This window comes from Agrococcus sp. Ld7 (genome assembly GCF_045064095.1).
In the GTDB taxonomy this organism is placed as follows: Bacteria; Actinomycetota; Actinomycetes; order Actinomycetales; family Microbacteriaceae; genus Agrococcus.
In genome coordinates this window covers 24007-44851 of sequence record NZ_JBISGY010000034.1, presented here as the reverse complement: position 1 = coordinate 44851, position 20845 = coordinate 24007, and the positions used below count along the sequence as shown (strand labels likewise).

Genomic DNA, 20845 nt, shown 5'->3' with positions numbered 1-20845 from the left:
GCCCGGCGCCTCGCGGGCCTGGTGCGCCGTGCCGTCGACGGTTCTTATTTTGATCGGTTCACGATAGCGGCTACGCTGGAGTCATGACGAAGGCCGATGGCGAACTGCTGCGCGCGCGCGGACTGCGCGTGACGCAGGGCCGCCTCGCGGTGCTCGACGTGCTCGAGCAGCGACCGCACGCCGACGCCGAGAGCGTGCACCGCACGCTGGCAGCGCAGGGGCACGACACCAGTGTGCAGTCCGTGCACAACGTGCTCGGCGACCTCACAGCGGCCGGCATCGTCCGCCGGTTCGCGCCCGCACGCTCGGCCGCGCGCTACGAGCGGCGCATCGACGACAACCACCACCACGCGGTCTGCTCCCGCTGCGGCCGGATCGACGATGTCGACTGCGTCGTGGGCGAGGCGCCGTGCCTGCACGCCGATGCGCCCACCGGCTTCACGGTGCTCGCTGCAGAGGTGACCTTCGTCGGCATCTGCGCCACGTGCGCGCAGACCCAGATCCTTGACACGAAACGGAGCGATACATGACGACACCCACCACGAACAGCGTCGGCACCCCCATCGGCAGCGACGCGCACTCGCAGAGCGTCGGCGCCGACGGCGTGATCGCGCTCACCGACCACTACCTGGTCGAGAAGCTCGCGCACTTCAACCGAGAGCGCGTGCCGGAGCGCGTGGTGCACGCCAAGGGCGGCGGTGCCTACGGCCGATTCGTCACGACGCACGACGTGTCGCAGTACACCCGCGCTGCGCTCTTCCAGCCGGGCGTCGAGACCGAGATGCTCGCGCGCTTCTCCACCGTCGCCGGCGAGCAGGGCAGCCCCGACACCTGGCGCGACCCGCGCGGCTTCTCGCTGAAGTTCTACACCAGCGAGGGCAACTACGACCTGGTCGGCAACAACACGCCCGTGTTCTTCATCCGCGACGGCATCAAGTTCCCCGACTTCATCCACTCGCAGAAGCGCCTGCCGGGCTCCAACCTGCGCGACAACGACATGCAGTGGGATTTCTGGAGCCTCTCGCCCGAGTCGGCGCACCAGGTGACGTGGCTCATGGGTGACCGCGGGCTGCCGAAGACCTGGCGCAACATGGATGGATTCGGCTCGCACACCTACCAGTGGATCAACGCCGCGGGCGAGCGCTTCTGGGTGAAGTACCACTTCAAGACCAACCAGGGCAACGACTACCTCACGCAGGCCGAGGCCGACGAGCTCGCGGGAAGCGATGCCGACCACCACATCCGCGACCTCTACTCGGCGATCGAGGACGGCGACCACCCCTCCTGGACGCTGTCCGTGCAGGTCATGCCGTACGAGGATGCGGCGAGCTACCGCTTCAACCCGTTCGACCTGACGAAGGTGTGGCCGCACGGCGACTACCCGCTCATCGAAGTCGGTCAGATGACGCTGGATCGCAACCCCGAGAACTACTTCGCCGAGATCGAGCAGGCCGCGTTCAGCCCCGCGCACTTCGTGCCTGGCATCGCGGCCAGCCCCGACAAGATGCTGCAGGCTCGCATCTTCAGCTACGCCGACGCCCACCGGTACCGCATCGGTGCGAACCACGCAGAGCTGCCGGTGAACCGCGCGCGGGCGACCGAGGTCGACTCCTACGACAAGGACGGCCAGCTGCGCCACACCTTCCGCTCACCGAGCACACCCGTCTACGCGCCGAACTCCTTCGGCGGACCGGCAGCGGACGCGGCTGCGGCAGGGGACGACCGCGGGTGGCAGAACGACGGCGAGCTCGTGCGCGCCGCGGCCACGCTGCACCCCGAGGACGACGACTTCGGCCAGGCCGGCACGCTCGTGCGCGAGGTGCTGACCGACGCGGAGCGCGAGCGCCTGGTCGCGAACATCGTCGGCCACGTGGGCAAGACGCGGGTGCCGGAGATCCGCGAGCGCGCCATCCAGTACTGGAAGCAGGTCGACGCCGGCCTCGGCGCGCGCGTCGAAGCGGGCCTCGAGCCCATCAGCGAGCCGCGCACGTCGCTCGCGTCGGAGCCGGTGCGCACGCCCGCCGTCGTCTAGTCCATCCCGCACCGCGGCCGGCGCTGGTTCCCACCGGCGCGGGCCGCGTCGCGCTGCGGGATCGGCGTCGTCACGGGCGCAGCAGCACCTTCACGGCGCGCCGCTCGTCCATCGCCGCATAGCCCTGCGGCGCCTGCTCGAGCGGCAGCTCCAGGTCGAAGACGGCGGATGCGTCGAGCTCGCCCGCGAGCACGGCGGGCGCCAGCTCGGGCAGGTAGCGCACGACCGGTGCCATGCCGCCGCGCAGTCCGATGTTGTTGCGGAACGCGGTGGACCACGGGATCTCCGTGCCGTGCGGCACGCCCACGAAGCCGACGGTCGCCCCAGGGCGGGCGACCCGGAACGCCGTGCGCATCGACTCACCGGTGCCCACGCACTCGAGCACCGCATCCGCCCCCACACCGTCGGTGAGCTCGAGCACCGCCTCGACGGCGTCGTCGCCGCGATCGGGCACCAGGTCGGTGGCGCCGAAGATGGTTGCGATGCGCTGGCGCTGGGGATTGCGGCTGAGGGCGATGATGCGCTCCGCGCCCAACCGCCGCGCCGACAGCACGCCGCACAGGCCCACGGCGCCGTCACCGACGACCACGGCGGTCGATCCGGGTGCAACGCCTGCGGAGACCGCCGCGTGGTAGCCGGTGGGCAGCACGTCGCTGAGCGCCAGCACCGCCGCATGCTGCGCGGGGTCGGGCGCGGCGTCGAGCACGAAGCAGGTCGCGTCGGCGTTCGTGACCCGGGTCAGCTCGGCCTGCCCGCTCGCGGTCATCGCCAATTCGACGCAGCCCTGCGTCTGCCCGGCGAGGCAGTGCACGCAGCGGCCGCAGCAGTGGTTGAACGGCACGACGACGAAGTTGCCCGTGCGCACGCGCTCGACCTCGGCGCCGACCGCCTCCACGACGCCGATCGCCTCGTGGCCGATGGTCCGCGGCTCGCTCACAGGGTTCGCGCCGCGGTACGGCCACAGATCGGAGCCGCAGACGCAGCCGGCGACCACACGCACGATCGCGTCGGTGGGTCGTTCGATGGATGGGTCAGCCCAGGACTCGACGCGGACGTGGCCGGGGGCGTACAGGATGGTCGCTCGCATGGCTCCAGCCTGGCACTGCCGGCGGTGTCGTCAGTGCAGGATCGGTCCCTGCCGCTCGAGCAGCGCCTCCACGGCTGCCAGCGCCGGGTGCAGCTCGAGCGCGTCGAGCGCGGGCGGCGGATCGTCGGATCGCCGAGGCACATGCGCGAGCACCTGGTCGTACGGGGGCACCCCGTGCCGCGCCACCGCGTCCGGGTAGGGCGCCCAGTCGAACGCACGCGCCAGGTGCGCCGCGCCGTGCTTGGACGTCAGGTGCAGCAGGGTGCGCGGCCGCGAGCCGAGGCCGACGGCGCGCCGCCGCCGCAGCAGCAGGCCGGCGACCCCGCGGTCGGGCTCCCACAGCACCACATCGGCGAGCGCCGTGACCATGATCGGCACCGCGGGGCCTTCGCCGATCATCTTGCCGAGCAGGTTGCCGATGCGTCCCTCGTATGCGCCGGGGTCGATCAGCCGCAGGAAACCCTCGCCGAACGAGCCGTAGCCGTAGCGGTGCCAGAGCTCGATGATCTCTGCGGGCACCCGTCCGTCGTAGGCGTCGAACGTTGCCGCCTGCACCGGGCCGTGCGGTACGAAGTCGTCGATCTCGAGCACGCTTCGACCGTAGCGAGCGCGGTGCGGTGCCTGCCAGTGCCCGCGGCCTACGGCAGGCGGTCGACGAGCGCGCTCGCGACGCCCGTGTAGGTGCCGGGGGTGAGGCGGCGCAGGCGCTGCTTCGCGGCATCCGAGATGTCGAGACCGTCGACGAACGCGACCAGCTGCTCCTGACCGACGCGCTGGCCGCGCGTGAGCTCCTTGAGCTGCGCGTAGGGGTCGGCGATCTGCGAGTTGCCCGCGAGCACCTCTGCTCGGATCACCGTCTGGATCGCCTCGGCCAGCACCTCCCAGTTGCCCTCCAGTGCAGCGTCGAGCGCGGCATCCGAGACCGCGATCTCGCTGAGCCCACGGCGCAGGTTGTCGAGCGCGAGCAGCGAGTGGCCGAGCGCGACGCCGATGTTGCGCTGCGTCGACGAGTCGGTGAGGTCGCGCTGCAGGCGGCTGGTGACGAGCGTCGCCGAGAGCGACTCCAGCAGGGCCGAGGCGATCTCGAGGTTGGCCTCGGCGTTCTCGAAGCGGATGGGGTTGATCTTGTGCGGCATCGTCGACGAGCCGGTGGCGCCTGCGACCGGAATCTGCGTGAACGCGCCCAGCATGATGTACGTCCACACGTCGGTCGCGAGGTTGTGCAGGATCCGGCCCGCGTGTGAGATGGCGCCGAAGAGCTCTGCCTGCCAGTCGTGCGACTCGATCTGGGTCGTCAGCGGATTCCACACGAGCCCCAGGTGCTCGACGAACGCGGATGCGGTGGCCGGCCAGTCCGCGTCGGGCTCAGCGACCACATGCGCAGAGAAGGTGCCGGTGGCGCCGGAGAACTTGCCCAGCACCTCCACCCCGTCGATGCGCGTCGCCTGACGCTCCAGCCGCCACGCGACGACGGCGAGCTCCTTGCCGAGCGTGGTGGGGGTGGCGGGCTGGCCGTGCGTGAGCGACAGCATGGGGCGGTCGCGCTGCTCGAGCGCCAGCTCGCGCAGTCGGTCGATCACGGCGCGGAACGCGGGCATCCACACCTCCTGCACCGCCGAGCGGATCGTGAGCGCGTAGGAGAGGTTGTTGATGTCCTCGCTGGTGCAGGCGATGTGCACGGCCTCCGAGAGGCGCTCGAGGCCGAGCTGCTGGAGCCGATCGCGCACCAGGTACTCCACGGCCTTCACGTCGTGGCGGGTGACGGCCTCCTTCTCGGCGAGAGCGTCGATCTCGGTCTGGCCGAAGGCGGCCGCCCACTGCCGCAGCGCCGCCGCGGCGTCCGCGTCGACAGGCTCCGCGCCGAACAGTCGGTGCTCGGCGACCCACAGCAGCCACTCCACCTCGACGTGCACGCGGGCGCGATTGAGCCCGGCCTCCGAGAGGTGCTCGGCCAACGCCGAGGTCTGCCGCTGGTAGCGGCCGTCGAGGGGCGAGAGGGGCTGGATGGGCAGCGTCATGATGGCTCCTTCAGGCGCGCATGGCGGGCTGGATCTGGCGAAAGAGCCTGCCGACGGCGGTCTCGATCTGGTGCAGGACGGTGCCGAAGAACTCGTCCTCCGAGTAGTAGGGGTCCGGCACGTCGAGCGCCGTCGATTCGGGGTCGAACGACAGCAGCAGGCGGATCTTCGACTCCTGCTCGTCGCTCCGGGCGAGCGAGCGCAGCGCCCGCTCCTGGCCCCGATCGAACGCGATCACGAGATCGAAGGCGTCGAGCCACTCCACGTTGAACTGCTTGGCGCGGTGGTCGACGGCGTCGTAGCCGGCATCGTTCAGCGCCGCGAGCGTGCGCGGGTCGGCGGTCTCGCCCACGTGGTACTCGCTGATGCCGGAGCTGGCGACCAGCAGCCGGTCGGCGACGCCGTGCTGCTTCGCGAGGTGCTCGAAGACGGTGGCGGCCATCGGCGAGCGGCAGATGTTGCCGGTGCAGACGAAGGCGACACGGAAGCGCGTCGCATCGGCGAACTCCCGGTCGATGGTCACCCCACCATTCTGGCGCACCCCGCGCCCCCGTCGGTCGTGGAGCGCGCGGCCGCAGCAGCCTCGTCGGTCGAGGAGCGCGCGGCCGCACCAGCCCCGTCGGTCGAGGAGCGCGCGGCCGAAGGCCGCACGCGTCACGAGACCAAGCTCTCCACAGTCCCACCTCCACCCGCCGCGCACCGCGACCCGCCCATGCGACAGTGCGCGGCAACCCCGGCGATGGAGGCGCACCCATGACCACGATTGATCCCGCGGCCGCCGCTCAGGCCGCCAGCCGCGCCCACGCGGTCGCTCAGGCTCACGATGCGATCTGGGCGGTGCACCGAGCAGCGCGGATGCTCGACGACGCGGCGGGCCTCGCGGTGCTGCGCGGCCAGGAGGCCTGGCTGGGTCCGGCGCGCGACGCCTTCGACGCGCGCGGCGAGGCGCTGCGCTCGCGGCTGATCGCCGAGACCGGCGGGCTGCGCGTGCTGGCGCTCGCGATCGAGGGGGCCATGTGAGCGGGTGGAGCGGCGGTGGAGGCTCGTTCGGCGGGCCGCTCGGCAATTTCAGCGTCGGATCGAAGCAGAGCGGCTGGGATCCGACGGTGACCGGCATTGCCTGCGCACGGCTGCGCGATGCGCAGCGGCAGGTCGAGGCCGCGGTCCGCGCCCTGCGTTCGGCGCCCGACTTGGCGACGGCCGCCTCGGGTGTGCTGCACGGCGCGTCGCTGCGGCGCTGCGCGGCCGAGATCGATGCACGCGTCCTGGCCACGCAGCAGCTGGCGGACGAGCTCGGTCGCCTGCACGACGAGACGCAACTGGCCGGCCGCGCCTACGAGTGGGCATCGGACGCGGTGCGGCACCGGATCGAGGAGGTTGCGGGCACCGTCGCCTTCGCGCTGGGCGCCACCGTCCGCACAGCGGTGTTCGCGACAGCACCCTGGGCGGTCGCGATCGGGCTGGTGGCCGTGCCGCTGGCGGCGCGGCTGCTGCTGGGCAGCCCGGGCGCACTGGCGCGCGTGACGGCACAGGCGCGGCGGGCGGGAATCGATCTCGAGCGCTTCCTGGCGGACACCTCCGCGTTCTGGGAGCGCGCAGGAGAGGTGCTCATGGCCAACCCTGTCTTCGTCGGCGCGCTCGCGCTCGCGATCGAGTCGAGCGACGAGGCGGTGGCGGGTCTGCTCGGCGTGCCGCTGCCGGTCGCCTCGGCGATGGAATCTGCGATCGGCGACGACGAGGTCTTCGGCCTGATGGCGCTGACCGGTGCCGCAGGTGCCGGGCTCGCGACCGGAGGCGGGCGGGTGCACGCGGTCTTCTCGAGGCCGGTTCGGCCGCCGAGCCAGCCGATCGACGATCCGGCGGACGCGATGCGCGTGATCATCGAGCAGGAGGAGCAGGTGACGATCCACGAGCATCGCATGCCCGATGGCTCCCGCCGCTTCCAGGTGTTCGTGCGCGGCACGCAGACGATCGCACCGGATCCGTCGAGCGGCCTCGACATGCGCGCGAACCTCGAGAACACGGGTGCGGTCGGCGACCGGCTGCACGGCTCCGACGCGGCAGTCGCAGAAGCGATGCGCGCAGCGGGCGTCGGCCCCGGCGATGCCGTCGACCTGTTCGGCTTCTCGCAGGGTGCTGGCGCGGTCGCGAATGTGGCGGCATCCGGCGAGTTCGACGTCGAGACCGCGCTGCTGGTGGGCGGGCCGGTCGGCGCAGCCGAGATCCCGCCGGGGGTGGCGGTCTTCAGCGTCGCGCATCGGGGCGACCTGGTGCCCGCGCTGGACGGCTGGGGCGACGAGCCGCGAGTGCACACGACGATGGCTGCGAGCGCGGGCGGCCACGGCACCGGGCCCCTGGCGCGGCACTCCGGGCTCGAGTACGTCGACACCCTCGAGCGGCTGGACGACTTCGCCTACGACGACTACCGCGCCCGACTCGCCGCGGCCACCGCAGGTGGGACCGGGGTCGCCGCGCTCAGCGTGAGGATTCGGCGACGCTGACCGTGCGCGCTCAGCGCTCGCGCGGTCGCTCCTTGCCGAAGATCGGGCGCGTGACGATGGTGATGAACCAGGTGAGGAATGCGATGCACACGGCCGCGAGCATGCCCCACCAGAAGCTGTCGACACGGATGCCGTAGCCGACCAGGCCGGAGATCCAGTGCACGATCATGAGCAGGAACGCATTCACGAACAGGGCGACGATGCCGAGCGTGAGGATGTAGATCGGGAACGCCACGATGCGGATCAGGTTGCCGAGCGTCGCGTTGACGAGCGCGAACACCAGCGCCACGCCGAGCGTCGTGAGAGCGATCTGCCACCACGCATCACCGAACGAGACGATGTGGACGCCGCTCACGAACAAGGTCACGAGCCAGATCGCAACGGCGGTGAAGACGACGCGGAGCAGGAAGCGCATGCCACGATTCTCGCACCCATATCCCGCGCGAGAGGCGAGGCTCGCAATAGCCTGAGGCTGTGACTGTGCGACTTCGACCAGAGATCGCGGCCGTGCCGCCCTACCAGCAGGGGCGGCCAGCGCCGCAGGGGAGCTTCAAGCTCTCCAGCAACGAGAACCCCTTCCCCCCGCTGCCCGCGGTGGTCGAGGCGGTGCAGCGCGAGGCGGAGCGCGTCAACCGCTATCCGCGACCCGGGGCCCCCGACCTCAAGTCAGCGCTCGCCGACGAGCTGAGCGTCGACACCGACCGCATCCTCATCGGCGACGGCTCAGCCACGCTGCTGCAGCAGCTCATCCACGCGGTCGCCGGCCCCGGCGACGAGGTCATCTACGCGTGGCGCTCGTTCGACGCCTACCCGCTGTTCGTCCGCACCGGGGGCGCGACGGCGATCGAGGTGCCGGTCGACGCCGAGCACCGCCACGACCTCGACGCCATGGCTGCTGCCATCACCGATCGCACGCGTGCGGTGATCGTCTGCAGCCCGAACAACCCCACCGGCACGATCGTCGACGCCGATGCGCTCGACGCCTTCATCGCCCGCGTTCCTGCGGATGTGCTGATCATGCTCGACGAGGCATATATCGAGTTCGTGCGGGAGCCCACCGTCGATGGCATCGGTCTGCAGCGCGCGCACGACAACCTGGTCGTGCTCCGCACCTTCTCGAAGGCGCATGGCCTCGCGGGTCTCCGTGTCGGCTACGCGGTGGGCGACCCGCGGGTGCTGCGCGCGGCCGACCTGTGCGGCGTGCCGCTGTCGCAGACGGCGCTCGCCTCCAGCGCTGCGATCGCCGCGCTGCAGCATGTCGGCGAGACGTTCAGCCGCATCGACGTGCTGGCCGATCAGCGCGACGCACTGTGGCGGAGGCTCATCGACGCCGGGGTGCCGGCTCCGAAGCCCTACGCGAACTTCTTCTGGATCCCGTCCGAGCCCGGGCAGGAGGCGGCGATCCAGGACATCCTCGATGCCAACCGCATCGTCGCGAAGGTGTTCTCCGACGGCACGCGCATCTCGGTCGGTGAGCCGGAGGCCGATGAGCACATCCTCGCGGCGGCCAAGGCGATCCAGGCGCTGCAGTGACCCCACCGCTCGCAACGTCGGCGGTGCCTGAACCCATCCGGCTGCTCGACGCGGACGGCTCACTGGTCGAGACCGACGCGAACGCGCCGTGGCGCGAGCTCTCGGCGCAGCTGAGCGTCGACGACCGCCTCGCGATGCACGGCGAGATGGTGCGCACACGCAGCTTCGACATCGAGGCCGGACACCTGCAGCGGCAGGGCAAGCTGGGTCTCTGGGTGCCCTCGATCGGTCAGGAGGGCGCACAGGTCGGCGCAGCCTGGGCCGCCCGCGACCAGGACACGATCTTCCCGTCGTACCGCGAGCACCTGCTGGCGCTGCACCGCGGGGTGACGATGCAGCAGATCATCGACATCTTCCGCGGCGCTCGCCACGGCGGCTGGAATCCGCTCGAGGTGCGCGGCATGCGCATCTATTCGCTCGTGATCGCCACGCACGCGCTGCACTCCACCGGCTACGCCATGGGCATCCGTCTCGACGGCGCGTGCGGCACCGGCGATGCGTCGACCGACGAGGCCGTCATGGCGTTCTACGGCGACGGCGCAGCCAGCCAGGGCGATGCGAGCGAGGGCCTGGTCTTCGCGGCGAGCTACCGTGCGCCCATCGTCTTCTTCGTGCAGAACAACAAGTGGGCGATCTCGGTGCCGTCCACCCGGCAGAGCCGCTTCCCGCTGCATGAGCGCGCGCGCGGCTTCGGGCTGGGGGCGGCATGGGTCGACGGCAACGACCCGCTCGCCTCCTTCGCGGTGACCCGCCGGATGCTGGATGCGGCCCGGCAGGGCGAGCCCGGCTACATCGAGGCCGACACCTATCGGATGGGTGCGCACACGACGAGCGACGACCCCACCCGCTACCGCACGAGCGACGAGGAGGAGTCGTGGCGACGCCGCGACCCCATCGCGCGCCTCGCCACGCACCTGCGCGCGCTCGGCGTGACCGACGCGCTGCTCGCTGAGCAGCAGCAGCAGGCCGACGATCTTGCCGCCGACATGCGACGAGAGGCGCTCGCCGCAGGCGTAGCCGCCAGCGACGACATCTTCGACTTCGTCTACGCCGAGCCGCATCCGCTCATGACCGAGCAGAAGCGCCAGCTGGCCGAGTTCGAGGCCGGCTTCGGGAGCGACGCGTGAGCGCGACGCCGGCAACCACCATGCCGATCGCGAAGGCGCTGAACTCGGCGCTGCGCGCGGCGATGCGCGCCGACGAACGGGTGCTGCTGATGGGCGAGGACATCGGGCCGCTCGGCGGCGTCTTCCGCGTCACCGACGCCCTGCATGCCGAGTTCGGCGAGGATCGGGTGCTCGACACCCCGCTCGCCGAGTCGGGCATCATCGGCACCGCGATCGGCCTCGCCATGCGCGGCTACCGCCCGGTGATCGAGATCCAGTTCGACGGCTTCGTCTACCCCGGCTTCGACCAGATCGTCTCGCAGCTGGCGAAGATGACCGCTCGGCATCGCGGCGCCGTGCGCATGCCGATCGTCATCCGCATCCCCTACGGCGGCCACATCGGCGCCGTCGAGCACCACCAGGAGAGCCCCGAGGCGTACTTCGCGCACACCGCCGGCCTGCGGGTCGTGAGCCCCTCGACCGCGAACGACGCGCACTGGATGCTGCGGCAGGCGATCGAGAGCGACGACCCCGTGATCTTCATGGAGCCGAAGTCGAAGTACTGGTCGAAGGGCGAGGTGCTGGAGAAGCCTGCTGTCGACCTGCACCGCGCGGTCATCGCGCACCCAGGTACGGACGTCACGCTCATCGGGCACGGAGCCATGGTGCACGTGCTGCTGCAGGCGGCGCAGATCGCCGAGGGTGAGGGAACCTCGTGCGAGGTCGTCGACCTGCGCTCCCTCTCGCCCGTCGACTGGGAGACGCTCGTCGGCTCTGCCCGTCGCACCGGCCGCGTGGTCGTCGCGCAGGAGGCGCCCGGGCACGTCTCGGTCGGCAGCGAGGTCACCGCGACGATCGCGGAGCGCGCCTTCTACTCGCTCGAGGCTCCCGTGCTGCGCGTGTCGGGGTTCGACGCCCCCTTCCCGCCCGCGCAGCTCGAAGACATCTACCTGCCGGACGCCGACCGCGTGCTCGATGCGGTCGATCGCGCCATGGCCTACTGACGGAAGGACGCACATGCAGGAGTTCCGACTGCCCGATCCGGGTGAGGGCCTCACCGAGGCCGAGATCGTCACGTGGCGGGTGAAGCCCGGCGACACCGTGCGCGTCAACGACGTGCTGCTGGAGGTCGAGACGGCGAAGTCGCTCGTCGAGCTGCCGAGCCCGTTCGAGGGCACGGTCGAGGCGCTGCTGGTGGAGGAGGGCCAGACCGTCGAGGTCGGCTCGCCCATCATCCGCGTCTCTGGGGGCGATGTGGACGCGGTGGAGACGGCGCAGGACACCGCCGCCACCGTCACCGAGGACGAGGACGGCGGCGCCGTGCTGGTCGGCTATGGCGTCCGCGGCGGCGCCGAGACGCGCAGGCGGAAGCCCAGGACGGTGCGCGACGTGCCTGCGCCCGTCACGCCGGTGCGGCCCGCGTCGGTCCCTGCGGCATCCGCCTCCGGCGTGATCGCGAAGCCGCCGACCCGCAAGCTCGCCAAGGACCTGGGCGTGGATCTCACCGCTGTCGAGGGCTCGGGCCTCGCGGGCGAGGTGACGCGCGACGATGTCGTGCAGGCAGCCAAGCAGGCCACCGTGTTCCGCAACCTCGACGCCCCAGCGTGGTCGGGCGGTCGCGAGGAGCGCATCCCCGTGAAGGGCGTGCGCAAGGTGATCGCGCAGGGCATGGTCGAGTCGGCGTTCACGGCGCCCCACGTGTCGGTGTTCACCGACGTCGATGCCACGCGCACGATGGAGTTCGTCAAGCGGCTGAAGGTCTCGAGCGACTTCGCCGACGTGAAGGTGTCGCCGCTGCTGGTGATGGCGAAGGCGATCCTGTGGGCGATCCGCAGGTCACCGCAGGTGAACTCCACCTTCACCGGTGACGAGCTGGTGGTGCACCACTACGTGAACCTCGGCATCGCGGCTGCCACGCCGCGGGGGCTGCTGGTGCCGAACGTGAAGGATGCGCAGGACATGTCGCTGCGCGAGCTCGCCCTCGCGCTGCAGGAGCTGACCGCCACGGCGCGCGAGGGCCGCACGCAGCCGGCCCAGCTGCAGCACGGCACGTTCACCATCACGAACATCGGCGTCTTCGGCATGGATACCGGCACGCCGATCCTGAACGCGGGCGAGACGGGCATCATCGCGCTCGGCACGATCCGGCAGAAGCCGTGGGTGGTCGATGGTGAGGTGCGACCGCGCTGGGTGACGACCGTCGGCGGCTCGTTCGACCACCGCGCGATCGACGGCGACGTCATCAGCCGCTTCGTCGCCGACGTCGCGTCGATCCTGGAGGAGCCGGCGCTGCTGCTCGACTGACGGCTCTGCAGCGCACACCCGGCGCGGCCGCGCCGCTATTCGAAGAGCGGGCCCGCGGCCGGGCGCCACCAGTCGTCAGCGGGGCCAGGGGGCAGCTGACGCTTATGCTCGCTGCGGTCGTACTTGGCGATGACGTGTGCTGCGACCCGGTCCTCCACCGGCTCGCCGCGCAGGAAGGCGTCGATCTGCTCGTAGGAGATGCCGAGCTCGGCCTCATCGGTCTGGCCGGGCCGATCGTCCAGCAGGTCGGCCGTCGGCACCTTCTGCCACAGTCGTTCGTCGGCCTCCAGCAGGCGCAGGAGCTCCTTGCCCTGGCCCTTTGTGAGACCGGCGAGCGGCAGCACGTCCGCCGCGCCGTCGCCGTGCTTCGTGTAGAACCCTGTGACCGCCTCCGCCGCGTGATCCGTGCCGATCACGAGCAGCCCCAGCTGCCCGCCGATCGTGTACTGCGCGACCATGCGCGCGCGGGCCTTCACGTTGCCCTTGTGGTAATCGGTGACTTCGCCGATCGCGGCCTCCACCGACGCCTCCATCGCGTCGACGCCCGGCTTGATGTCGACCGTGACCTCGCGGTCGGCGCGGATGAAGTCGAGCGCCAGCTGCGCATCCGCCTCGTCGTGCTGCACGCCGTACGGCAGGCGCACCGCCAGGAAGACCGCGTCGCCGCCGGCCTCGCGGACGCGCTCGACGGCGAGCTGCGCGATGCGGCCAGCGAGCGTGGAGTCCTGGCCGCCGGAGACGCCGAGCACGAAGCCGCCCGCGCCGCTCGCACGCAGGTAGTCGACGAGGAAGCGGATGCGTCGCTCGAGCTCCGCGGGCGGGTCGATCGAGGGCCGCGAGCCGAGCGCGGCGATGATCGCCGACTGCCGGGTGCCGATGGGAGTGGTCGCCATGGCTGCGAGCCTACGCCGGGACATTGGGCTGCGACCAGCGAGATTGACAATCGTTCTCAATAGCCTTTAGCGTTGCACTGCACGGCAGGTCGTCGTGCTGGACAAGGACTCTCATGCGGATGCTTCCCGCACTCGGCGCCGTCGGCGCCGTCACCCTCGCGCTCGCCGGTTGCGCCGGCCCGACCGGACAGCAGGACGTCGAGCCCGGCTCCGCAGGCGACCGGCTCGAGATCGTCGCCACCACCACGCAGCTCGCCGACGTCACGCGCGAGCTGGTCGGTGACGCAGCGTACGTGACGAGCCTCCTGCGGCCCGGCGCGTCCGCGCACGCCTTCGATCCCGGGCCCACGGCGCTCGCAGCGCTCGCGAGCGCCGACCTGCTCGTCATCAACGGCGCAGGGCTCGAGGGCTGGCTCGACAGCACCGTGGAGGCCTCCGGGTTCGACGGCACCACCGTTGACACCTCGGGGGGTCTCGACCTCATCGCGGCCGAGGACGACCCGCACGAAGGGCACGACCACGCCGATCACGCCGATGCGGCGCATGATGAGGCGGCGCATGACGATGAGACCGCCGAGGAGCATGCCGCGCACGACGACGAGGCCGACCCGGGTCACGACCACGAGGGTCACGACCACGGCGAGTTCGACCCGCACGTGTGGACCGATCCGGCGAATGTGCTCGTGCAGGCGGAGACCATCCGCGACGCCGTCACCGCGGCCGACCCCGACGCCGACATCGCCGCATCCGCCGAGGCCTACCTCGCGCGCCTGGCCGACCTCGACGCATGGATGCGCGCGTCCATCGAGCAGGTGCCGACGGACGAGCGCCGCATCGTCACGACGCACGACACCTTCGGCTACCTCGAGCGAGCGTTCGACGTGCAGGTGGTCGGCACGGTGCTGCCGAGCCTCGACGACAGCGCCGGTGCGAGCGCGGCCCACATCGACGAGCTGGTGGCCGAGATCCGCGCGACCGGCACGCGCGTGGTCTTCAGCGAGAACGCGATCGACCCGCAGCTGGCCGGCACGATCGCTCGCGAGGCGGGCGTCGAGCTGCGGCAGGGCGCGGATGCGCTTGCCGCCGACGCGCTCGGGCCCGAGGACAGCGATACGGGCACCTACATCGGTGCCCAGATCCACAACACGTCCACGATCGTCACGGCCTGGGGTGCCGAGCCCCTGCCGCTGCCGGAGTCGCTCGCATGAGTGCGCAGCGGGAGCTCGTCGTCGAGATCGAGGACGCCTCCTTCGACTATGGCGGGGCACCGGTGCTCACCGATGTCTCCTTCTCGGTGCGCGCGGGGGAGGCGGTCGCCCTCATCGGCCCCAACGGCGCGGGCAAGTCGACGCTGCTCGCGGGCATCCTCGGTCTCGCGCGGCAGGACGCGCGCGTCTTCCGCGTGCCGACCGGGCGCGGCGAGATCGGCACCCTGCCGCAGGCGAACGAGATCGATCCGGCCTTCCCCGTCACGCTCGACCAGGTGGTCTCGATGGGCCGCACGCCGCGGCTGGGCCTGCGCTGGCCCGGTGGCGCGGACCGCCGCATCGTGGCGGACGCGCTCGAGACGGTAGGCCTCGCCCACCGCCGCGGCACACGGTTCGGCGATCTCTCCGGCGGGCAGCGCCAGCGCGGCCTGCTCGCGCGAGCGCTCGCGAGCGAGCCGCGTCTGCTGCTGCTGGACGAGCCGTTCAACGGCCTCGACCTGACATCGCGCGAGGCGCTCATCGAGACGATTCGCACGCTGAAGTCGCGCGGCGTGGCGCTGCTGATCACGACCCACGACCTCGACCTGGCCCGGGCGGTGTGCGACCGCACCCTGCTCGTCAACCAGCGGCAGATCGCCTTCGACGACACCGACTGCGTGCTCACGCTCGAGCAGGTGGAGGCTGCGTTCGCCAGTCACGTCATGGAGATCGACGGCCACACGCTCGCCACCACCGAGCATCACGCCAGCGAGCATCACGGCCACCATCCGCTCGCCGACGACCAGCCGGTCGAGCGCGACGGGCGATGATCGCGCTGCCCGTCCTCGTCGACCCCTTCTCGCCGTTCTCGGCGCCGTTCCTCGCGCGACCGCTGCTGCTGCTCGTCGCCCTCGCGATCGCCGCCGGCACCGTCGGCGTGCTCGTGCATCTGCGTCGGCTCGAGTTCTCCACCGACGGACTCACGCACGCGGTCTTCCCTGGCCTCGCGATCGGCGCTGCGCTGGGCGGCACCGCGGGTCTGCTGCCCGGCGCGATCGGCGCGGCGCTCGCAGCCGCCGTCGTGCTCGCGCTGCTGTCCCGCCGCGGCCAGCCCCGCGACAGCGCCGTCGCGATCGTGCTCACCACCTTCTTCTCCTTCGGCGTCGTGCTGGTGTCGCTCTCCCGCGGCACCGGCGGCAGCATCTCCGACTTCTTCTTCGGCCGACTGCTCACCATCACGTGGAGCGACCTCGGCGTGGCGCTGACGCTCATCGCGATCGCCATCGCCCTCATCGTCGGCACCGGCAGGCAGCAGCTGTTCGCGGCCTTCGATGCCGCCGGTGCGCGCCGCGCCGGACTGCCCGTGCTGGCGCTCGAGATCATCGGCACCGTCGCGATCGCGCTCGTGGTGGTCGCGGCCTCCGCCTCCGTCGGCACCCTGCTCGCCCTCGCGGTCGTCATCGTGCCGGCCGCGGCCGCCCGTGCGCTGACGCGCTCGCTCCGCACCGCGATCGCGATCTCGATGCTGTTCGGCGCGATCACGGGCTGGATCGGGCTGTGGGTCGTCGTGCAGCTCGCGCAGCTGGGAGTGGATGCCGCTCCCGGCGCCACGGTCGCCCTCACCATGATCGCGGCGTACCTCCTGGCGCTCGCGGCAGGCGCCGTGCGCGGCGGCCCAACACCGAGCGCCGCAACGTCGTCGCCCGCAGCGGTGCGCTGATGGGGGCACCGCTGCTCGACTTCTTCCAGCTCGCCATGCTGGAGACCATCCTCGCCGGAGCGCTCGCTGGCATCGTCGGCGTGCTCGTGGTGCTGCGGGAGCGCGCCTTCTTCACCATGTCGCTCACCCACGCGACGTTCCCCGGCGCGGTCGCGGCGGCGATCGTCGGAGGATCCATCCCGCTGGGTGCAGCTGTCGCGGCCATCGCGCTCATCGGTGTCGCCGTCGGCATCGGCCGCATCCGCTCCCAGGGCCCGGCCGTCGCCTCCGGGGTCATGCTCACCGCAGGCTTCGCGCTCGGAGCGTTCCTGCAATCCGTCGCGCCGCTCGCGATCGACGTCGAGTCGTTCCTGGTCGGGCAGGTGCTGGCAGTGACGCCCGCCGATGCGTGGCTCACCGGTGCCGTGCTCGCGGCGGCGCTCACCGCGTGGGCGGTGTTCGGCAGACACCTGCTCTTCTCGAGCGTCGATGAGGCCGGCTACCGGCAGGCAGGCATGCGCCCGTGGCTGCCTGAGGTGCTCTCGCTCGCCGTCATCGCCGGCACCGTCGTCGCGATCATGCCGGTCGTCGGCGCGATCCTCGGCGTCGCACTCATCGTGGCACCGGCCGCAGCGGCGCGCCTGCTCGTGACGGACTGGCGGTGGATGCTCGTCATCGCCCCGGCGATCGGCATCGGCTCCGGAGTGCTGGGGCTGCTCGCATCGCGCGCGCTCGACCTTGCCGCGGGGGGCGCGATCGCACTGGTCGCCGCGGTCGCCTACGGCGCGGCATGGGTCGTCAGCACCCGCAGGACCCGACCGCGGCGCGGGGCGGACCCCGGCCGCGTCGACCGATCGCACCCCAGAGAAGCGAGGACCTCGTGACTGCTCCAGATCCGTCGACCGCGTCGGGCCCGTCGACGGCCCCCGATCCCGCGCCTCGCCGCGCCACGCGGCAGCGCGAGGCCGTGCGCGAGGCGCTCGCGGCCAGCGAGGAGTTCGTCTCTGCCCAGGCCCTGCACCAGAGCCTGCGCGGCGATGGCTCCACGGTCGGCCTCGCCACCGTCTACCGCGCGCTCGCGGCGCTCGCGGAGGACGGGGAGGCGGATGCGCTGCAGTCGGGCGGGGAGGTGCTCTACCGCGCCTGCACGCCCACGCATCACCATCACCTCATCTGCCGCAGCTGCGGCCGCACGGTCGAGCTGGAGGCGGCCACGGTGGAGCGCTGGGCACGGGAGGTTGCGTCGGCGCACGGCTTCATCGAGCCCGATCACGTGGTCGACATCTTCGGACTGTGCGGCGACTGCGCCGCACGACGCTGAGACCCTGCGCACCCGGCAGGAATTCGGGATTGCCGAGTGCCCATCCGGTGCCGTACGATAGACCCTTGGTGCGGCCTCGGCCGCGCAGCACACGCCCCCTCCAGCGCCCGCAAGGGCACGGCAGCGGCGTGGGCAGGCAAGTGATCTTGGGCAGGCCGAAAGGTCTGCGGTAACCATTTGGAGGCACCATGGCAGCCGTATGCCAGGTGACCGGAGCCATTCCCGGCTTCGGGCACAACATCTCGCACTCGCACAGGCGCACGAAGCGACGCTTCGACCCGAACGTGCAGCGCAAGACCTATTTCGTCCCGTCGCTCAAGCGCACGATCAAGCTGAACGTCTCGGTCAAGGGCATGAAGGTCATCGATGCCCGCGGCATCGAGGCCGTCGTTCGTGACATGCAGGCTCGGGGGGTGAAGCTCTGATGGCGAAGAAGTCGCAGGACGTCCGTCCGATCATCAAGCTCCGCTCGACCGCGGGCACCGGCTACACCTACGTGACGAAGAAGAACCGTCGCAACAACCCTGACCGACTTGTGCTGAAGAAGTACGACCCCATCGTGCGTCAGCACGTCGAGTTCCGAGAGGAGCGATAAATGGCCAAGAAGAGCATGATCGCGAAGAACGAGCAGCGCAAGGTCATCGTGGCCCGCTACGCCGAGAAGCGTGCGGCGCTGAAGAAGGCCCTCGTCGACCCCAAGAGCACGGACGAGGAGCGCGAGGCCGCTCGTCTCGGCCTGCAGAAGCTCCCCCGCAACGCATCGCCCGTCCGCGTCCGCAAGCGCGACGCCATCGACGGCCGCCCCCGCGGCCACGTCGGTGCGTACGGCATCTCGCGTGTGCGGTTCCGTGACATGGCGCACGCGGGCCAGCTGCCCGGCGTGACCAAGTCGAGCTGGTAGCACCCGATTCGCACGACGCCCCCGACCGCGAGGTCGGGGGCTTCGTCATTGCCCCGGCAAGTCCCCAACAGCGGACGGATCGCCGGTCCGTCGCAGGCGGAGGGTAGATCGTCCTCGCCTCGCGCCATCTCCGCCGCTCGCGACGAGCGAGCTCCTGTGGGAGTGGTGCGCCCGAAGGGTCGCCGGACACGATGGAATGGAGTCGTGCACCGCATACGCCACCTGCTGCTCCCCATCGACTCGCTCGGTCCCGCCGACACGGCGGCCCGGGTCGTGCAGCTGATGGTCGGCCTGTTCCTCTACGGCATCTCGCTCTCGCTGCTGGTGCGCGCCCTGCTCGGCGTCGGGCCGTGGGATGTGCTGGCGCTCGGCATCGCGAACCACCTGCCGATGAGCTACGGCGCCGCGACGGTCGTGGTGTCCGGCCTCGTGCTGCTGCTGTGGATCCCGCTGCGGCAGCGGCCGGGCATCGGCACCCTCCTGAACGCGGTGCTCGTGGGCGTGGCTGCCGACCTCGGGCTCTGGCTCATCCCGAGCCCCACCGAGCTCTGGGGGCAGATCGCGATGCTCGCCGGCAGCATCCTGCTGCTCGCGATCGCCACCGGCATCTACATCGCGCCGCAGCTCGGACCCGGGCCGCGCGACGGGCTCATGACGGGCCTCGTGCGCATCACCGGCTGGCCGATCTGGATCGTGCGCACGCTGATCGAGGGCAGCGCGCTGCTGATCGGCTGGCTGCTGGGCGGCCCGGTCGGCATCGGAACGGTCATCTTCGCCTTCGGAGTCGGGCCGCTCATCGGCATCTTCCTGCCGTACTTCGAGCGTCGCAGGGCGGCCACGGCATCCCGTCTCCGGGCTCGCCGGCTCGCGGCCGAGTCGGGGCCGCAGCAGCCCTGACGTGCGATCTGTCCCCCAAATCTGTTCGCACATCGCGAAAAGACGCGGAAATCGCGGCGTGTCGCCGTGTTTCTCCGAAGGAATGGAAGCCTCGCGGCTACGTTCGGGGGTGGTCGGAGCCCCATCAGGGCCCGGCGCATGCCCGCCCCCAGGCGGGACGGACACGCCACCACCAGGAGGACACCATGGCTGAGACCATCAACAAGACCACCCTCGCATCGAAGATCGCTGCGTCCACCGACCTGTCGCAGGCCAAGGTCAGCGCCGTGCTCGACGCGCTGTTCGACGAGGTCTCGACGGCCGTCGCCGCTGGCGACAAGGTCTCGATCCCCGGCTTCTTCAGCGCAGAGCGCACCGAGACGTCGGCTCGCACGGGCCGCAACCCGCAGACGGGCGAGGAGATCCAGATCGCCGCGGGCCACCGCGTCAAGCTGACCGCTGGCTCGAAGCTCAAGGCAGCCGTCAAGTAAGCACTGCACCACACAGCACACCAGGGGCCCCGCCACGACGGCGGGGCCCCTGGTGCGTTTGGCTCCGTACAGTGGGCACGCGCGACACACCCGAGGAGGCCGGATGCACCCGCGAACCGTGAACGGTGCTCGTCGCTCGAGGTCGGAGCAGCTGATCGCCGCAGAGGCGCTCGCCGCTCGGCTGGATCGCCCGATGGGCTACCTGGGCGTGCTGTTCCTGTTCGTCGTGCTCGGACAGCTGCTCGTCGACGACCCGGGCTGGGCGCGGCTGCTGAGCATCACCGGCTGGGTGTTCTGGGCGCTCTTCGTCGCCGAGTTCGTGCTGCGCGCGTGGGTTGCCAGGTTCCAGGCCGCGTTCTGGCGCCGCAACTGGTGGCAGGTGCTGTTCCTCGCGATCCCCTTCCTGCGGTTCTTCCGCGCGCTGCAGGCCGTGCGGATGCTGCGCGTGGCACGGTTCGCGCGCGTCGGCGGCATCCTCTCCGCGGGCGTGCGCGGCTCTCGTTCGGCGGGTCGCCTGCTCTCGAGCCGCATCGGCTGGCTCGCCGCCGTGACGCTCGTCGTCATGCTCGCCGCCGGCCAGCTGCTGTACGCCATGGACTCGCACAGCGACTTCACGACCGCGCTCTACGAGGCCGCGCTCGCGACCATCACCGGCTCGGGCATCACCGCCCGGGACCCGTTCGCGAAGGTCGTGCAGCTCGTGCTCGCCGTCTACTCGGTGGTCGTGTTCGCCGGTCTTGCGGGCGCCCTGGGCGCGTACTTCCTGCGTGGGCAGACGACGTCGGCTGCGGAGGGCCCGGGCGACGAGCCCGCCGCGCGCGCCTGAGGCTGCGGGCTCTGCGATCGGGGGGGTCTCGTGACGCACGCGGCCTCCGGCCACGTGCTCCTCGACCGGC

The 20845-nt window shown here is 71.2% G+C and carries 25 protein-coding genes; 19 read left to right on the top strand and 6 right to left on the bottom strand.

Going from position 1 to position 20845, the window contains the following annotated elements:
• The first annotated feature begins 83 nt into the window (after positions 1–83).
• Both ACJJVL_RS10985 and ACJJVL_RS10980 read left to right on the top strand, forming a co-directional pair.
• Positions 84–530 (top strand): Fur family transcriptional regulator, encoded by a 447-nt coding sequence (locus ACJJVL_RS10985; RefSeq protein WP_405218706.1) that lies wholly within the window; start codon positions 84–86, stop codon positions 528–530.
• Positions 527–2032, top strand: a complete 1506-nt coding sequence (locus tag ACJJVL_RS10980; RefSeq protein WP_405218705.1) for a catalase — start codon at positions 527–529, stop codon at positions 2030–2032. The genes ACJJVL_RS10985 and ACJJVL_RS10980 overlap by 4 nt, the downstream gene beginning before the upstream one ends.
• 70 nt (positions 2033–2102) lie before the next feature.
• Here ACJJVL_RS10980 and ACJJVL_RS10975 read toward each other — a convergent pair whose 3' ends face one another.
• Genes ACJJVL_RS10975 through ACJJVL_RS10960 form a run of 4 tightly spaced genes read right to left on the bottom strand, consistent with a single transcriptional unit; the run spans position 2103 to position 5660 of the window.
• A complete protein-coding gene (locus ACJJVL_RS10975) occupies positions 2103–3119 on the bottom strand; it encodes a zinc-binding dehydrogenase (RefSeq protein ID WP_405218704.1) in 1017 nt (338 codons plus the stop codon).
• 30 nt (positions 3120–3149) lie between these two features.
• Positions 3150–3710: a GAD-like domain-containing protein gene (locus ACJJVL_RS10970; protein WP_405218703.1), complete on the bottom strand. Its 561-nt coding sequence runs from the start codon at positions 3708–3710 to the stop codon at positions 3150–3152.
• 47 nt (positions 3711–3757) lie between these two features.
• A complete protein-coding gene (purB, locus tag ACJJVL_RS10965) occupies positions 3758–5140 on the bottom strand; it encodes an adenylosuccinate lyase (protein WP_405218823.1) in 1383 nt (460 codons plus the stop codon).
• A 7-nt stretch (positions 5141–5147) separates the two neighbouring features.
• Positions 5148–5660 carry a low molecular weight protein-tyrosine-phosphatase gene (locus tag ACJJVL_RS10960; protein WP_405218702.1) on the bottom strand — a complete coding sequence of 171 codons (513 nt, stop codon included), beginning with the start codon at positions 5658–5660 and terminating at the stop codon, positions 5148–5150.
• Between the two features lie 230 nt (positions 5661–5890).
• Here ACJJVL_RS10960 and ACJJVL_RS10955 point away from each other — a divergent pair, with 230 nt between their 5' ends.
• Complete coding sequence (locus ACJJVL_RS10955; RefSeq protein ID WP_405218701.1) at positions 5891–6157, top strand: hypothetical protein; 267 nt, start codon at positions 5891–5893, stop codon at positions 6155–6157.
• Complete coding sequence (locus tag ACJJVL_RS10950; RefSeq protein ID WP_405218700.1) at positions 6154–7638, top strand: hypothetical protein; 1485 nt, start codon at positions 6154–6156, stop codon at positions 7636–7638. The genes ACJJVL_RS10955 and ACJJVL_RS10950 overlap by 4 nt, the downstream gene beginning before the upstream one ends.
• Positions 7639–7648: 10 nt before the next feature.
• Here the strand turns inward: ACJJVL_RS10950 and ACJJVL_RS10945 are convergent, their stop codons facing one another.
• Positions 7649–8053, bottom strand: coding sequence for a phage holin family protein (locus ACJJVL_RS10945; RefSeq protein ID WP_405218699.1), 405 nt, complete (start codon positions 8051–8053; stop codon positions 7649–7651).
• A gap of 59 nt (positions 8054–8112) precedes the next feature.
• On the opposite strand from ACJJVL_RS10945, the gene ACJJVL_RS10940 reads away from it, so the two are divergent.
• Genes ACJJVL_RS10940 through ACJJVL_RS10925 form a run of 4 tightly spaced genes read left to right on the top strand, consistent with a single transcriptional unit; the run spans position 8113 to position 12581 of the window.
• Complete coding sequence (locus tag ACJJVL_RS10940; RefSeq protein ID WP_405218698.1) at positions 8113–9171, top strand: histidinol-phosphate transaminase; 1059 nt, start codon at positions 8113–8115, stop codon at positions 9169–9171.
• Positions 9172–9194: 23 nt separating this feature from the next.
• Positions 9195–10298, top strand: coding sequence for a thiamine pyrophosphate-dependent enzyme (locus ACJJVL_RS10935; RefSeq protein ID WP_405218697.1), 1104 nt, complete (start codon positions 9195–9197; stop codon positions 10296–10298).
• Between the two features lie 20 nt (positions 10299–10318).
• Positions 10319–11281: an alpha-ketoacid dehydrogenase subunit beta gene (locus ACJJVL_RS10930; RefSeq protein ID WP_405218822.1), complete on the top strand. Its 963-nt coding sequence runs from the start codon at positions 10319–10321 to the stop codon at positions 11279–11281.
• Between the two features lie 13 nt (positions 11282–11294).
• Complete coding sequence (locus ACJJVL_RS10925) at positions 11295–12581, top strand: dihydrolipoamide acetyltransferase family protein (protein ID WP_405218696.1); 1287 nt, start codon at positions 11295–11297, stop codon at positions 12579–12581.
• Positions 12582–12616: 35 nt separating this feature from the next.
• Here the strand turns inward: ACJJVL_RS10925 and nadE are convergent, their stop codons facing one another.
• Positions 12617–13474 carry an ammonia-dependent NAD(+) synthetase gene (nadE, locus tag ACJJVL_RS10920; RefSeq protein WP_405218695.1) on the bottom strand — a complete coding sequence of 286 codons (858 nt, stop codon included), beginning with the start codon at positions 13472–13474 and terminating at the stop codon, positions 12617–12619.
• 113 nt (positions 13475–13587) lie between these two features.
• Here nadE and ACJJVL_RS10915 point away from each other — a divergent pair, with 113 nt between their 5' ends.
• From ACJJVL_RS10915 to ACJJVL_RS10865, 11 genes are all read left to right on the top strand, one after another.
• Positions 13588–14682, top strand: coding sequence for a metal ABC transporter substrate-binding protein (locus tag ACJJVL_RS10915; RefSeq protein ID WP_405218694.1), 1095 nt, complete (start codon positions 13588–13590; stop codon positions 14680–14682).
• Entirely contained in the window at positions 14679–15491 is an 813-nt protein-coding gene (locus tag ACJJVL_RS10910; protein WP_405218693.1) for a metal ABC transporter ATP-binding protein, read from the top strand. Before ACJJVL_RS10915 ends, ACJJVL_RS10910 begins: the two co-directional genes overlap by 4 nt.
• Positions 15488–16381: a metal ABC transporter permease gene (locus tag ACJJVL_RS10905; RefSeq protein ID WP_405218692.1), complete on the top strand. Its 894-nt coding sequence runs from the start codon at positions 15488–15490 to the stop codon at positions 16379–16381. Before ACJJVL_RS10910 ends, ACJJVL_RS10905 begins: the two co-directional genes overlap by 4 nt.
• Positions 16381–17244, top strand: coding sequence for a metal ABC transporter permease (locus ACJJVL_RS10900; protein WP_405218691.1), 864 nt, complete (start codon positions 16381–16383; stop codon positions 17242–17244). Before ACJJVL_RS10905 ends, ACJJVL_RS10900 begins: the two co-directional genes overlap by 1 nt.
• Positions 17241–17681 carry a Fur family transcriptional regulator gene (locus ACJJVL_RS10895; protein ID WP_405218690.1) on the top strand — a complete coding sequence of 147 codons (441 nt, stop codon included), beginning with the start codon at positions 17241–17243 and terminating at the stop codon, positions 17679–17681. The genes ACJJVL_RS10900 and ACJJVL_RS10895 overlap by 4 nt, the downstream gene beginning before the upstream one ends.
• 188 nt (positions 17682–17869) lie before the next feature.
• Positions 17870–18106 (top strand): 50S ribosomal protein L28, encoded by a 237-nt coding sequence (rpmB, locus tag ACJJVL_RS10890; protein ID WP_405218689.1) that lies wholly within the window; start codon positions 17870–17872, stop codon positions 18104–18106.
• Positions 18106–18276 carry a 50S ribosomal protein L33 gene (rpmG, locus tag ACJJVL_RS10885; RefSeq protein WP_123696729.1) on the top strand — a complete coding sequence of 57 codons (171 nt, stop codon included), beginning with the start codon at positions 18106–18108 and terminating at the stop codon, positions 18274–18276. Before rpmB ends, rpmG begins: the two co-directional genes overlap by 1 nt.
• A complete protein-coding gene (rpsN, locus tag ACJJVL_RS10880; RefSeq protein ID WP_347755015.1) occupies positions 18277–18582 on the top strand; it encodes a 30S ribosomal protein S14 in 306 nt (101 codons plus the stop codon).
• Between the two features lie 204 nt (positions 18583–18786).
• A complete protein-coding gene (locus ACJJVL_RS10875; protein ID WP_405218688.1) occupies positions 18787–19479 on the top strand; it encodes a YitT family protein in 693 nt (230 codons plus the stop codon).
• The gene (locus ACJJVL_RS10870; protein ID WP_405218821.1) at positions 19425–19949 is read left to right on the top strand and encodes an HU family DNA-binding protein; all 525 of its coding nucleotides are present in this window, start codon (positions 19425–19427) and stop codon (positions 19947–19949) included. Before ACJJVL_RS10875 ends, ACJJVL_RS10870 begins: the two co-directional genes overlap by 55 nt.
• 103 nt (positions 19950–20052) lie before the next feature.
• Positions 20053–20775, top strand: a complete 723-nt coding sequence (locus ACJJVL_RS10865) for a hypothetical protein (RefSeq protein WP_405218687.1) — start codon at positions 20053–20055, stop codon at positions 20773–20775.
• Positions 20776–20845 lie beyond the last annotated feature (70 nt).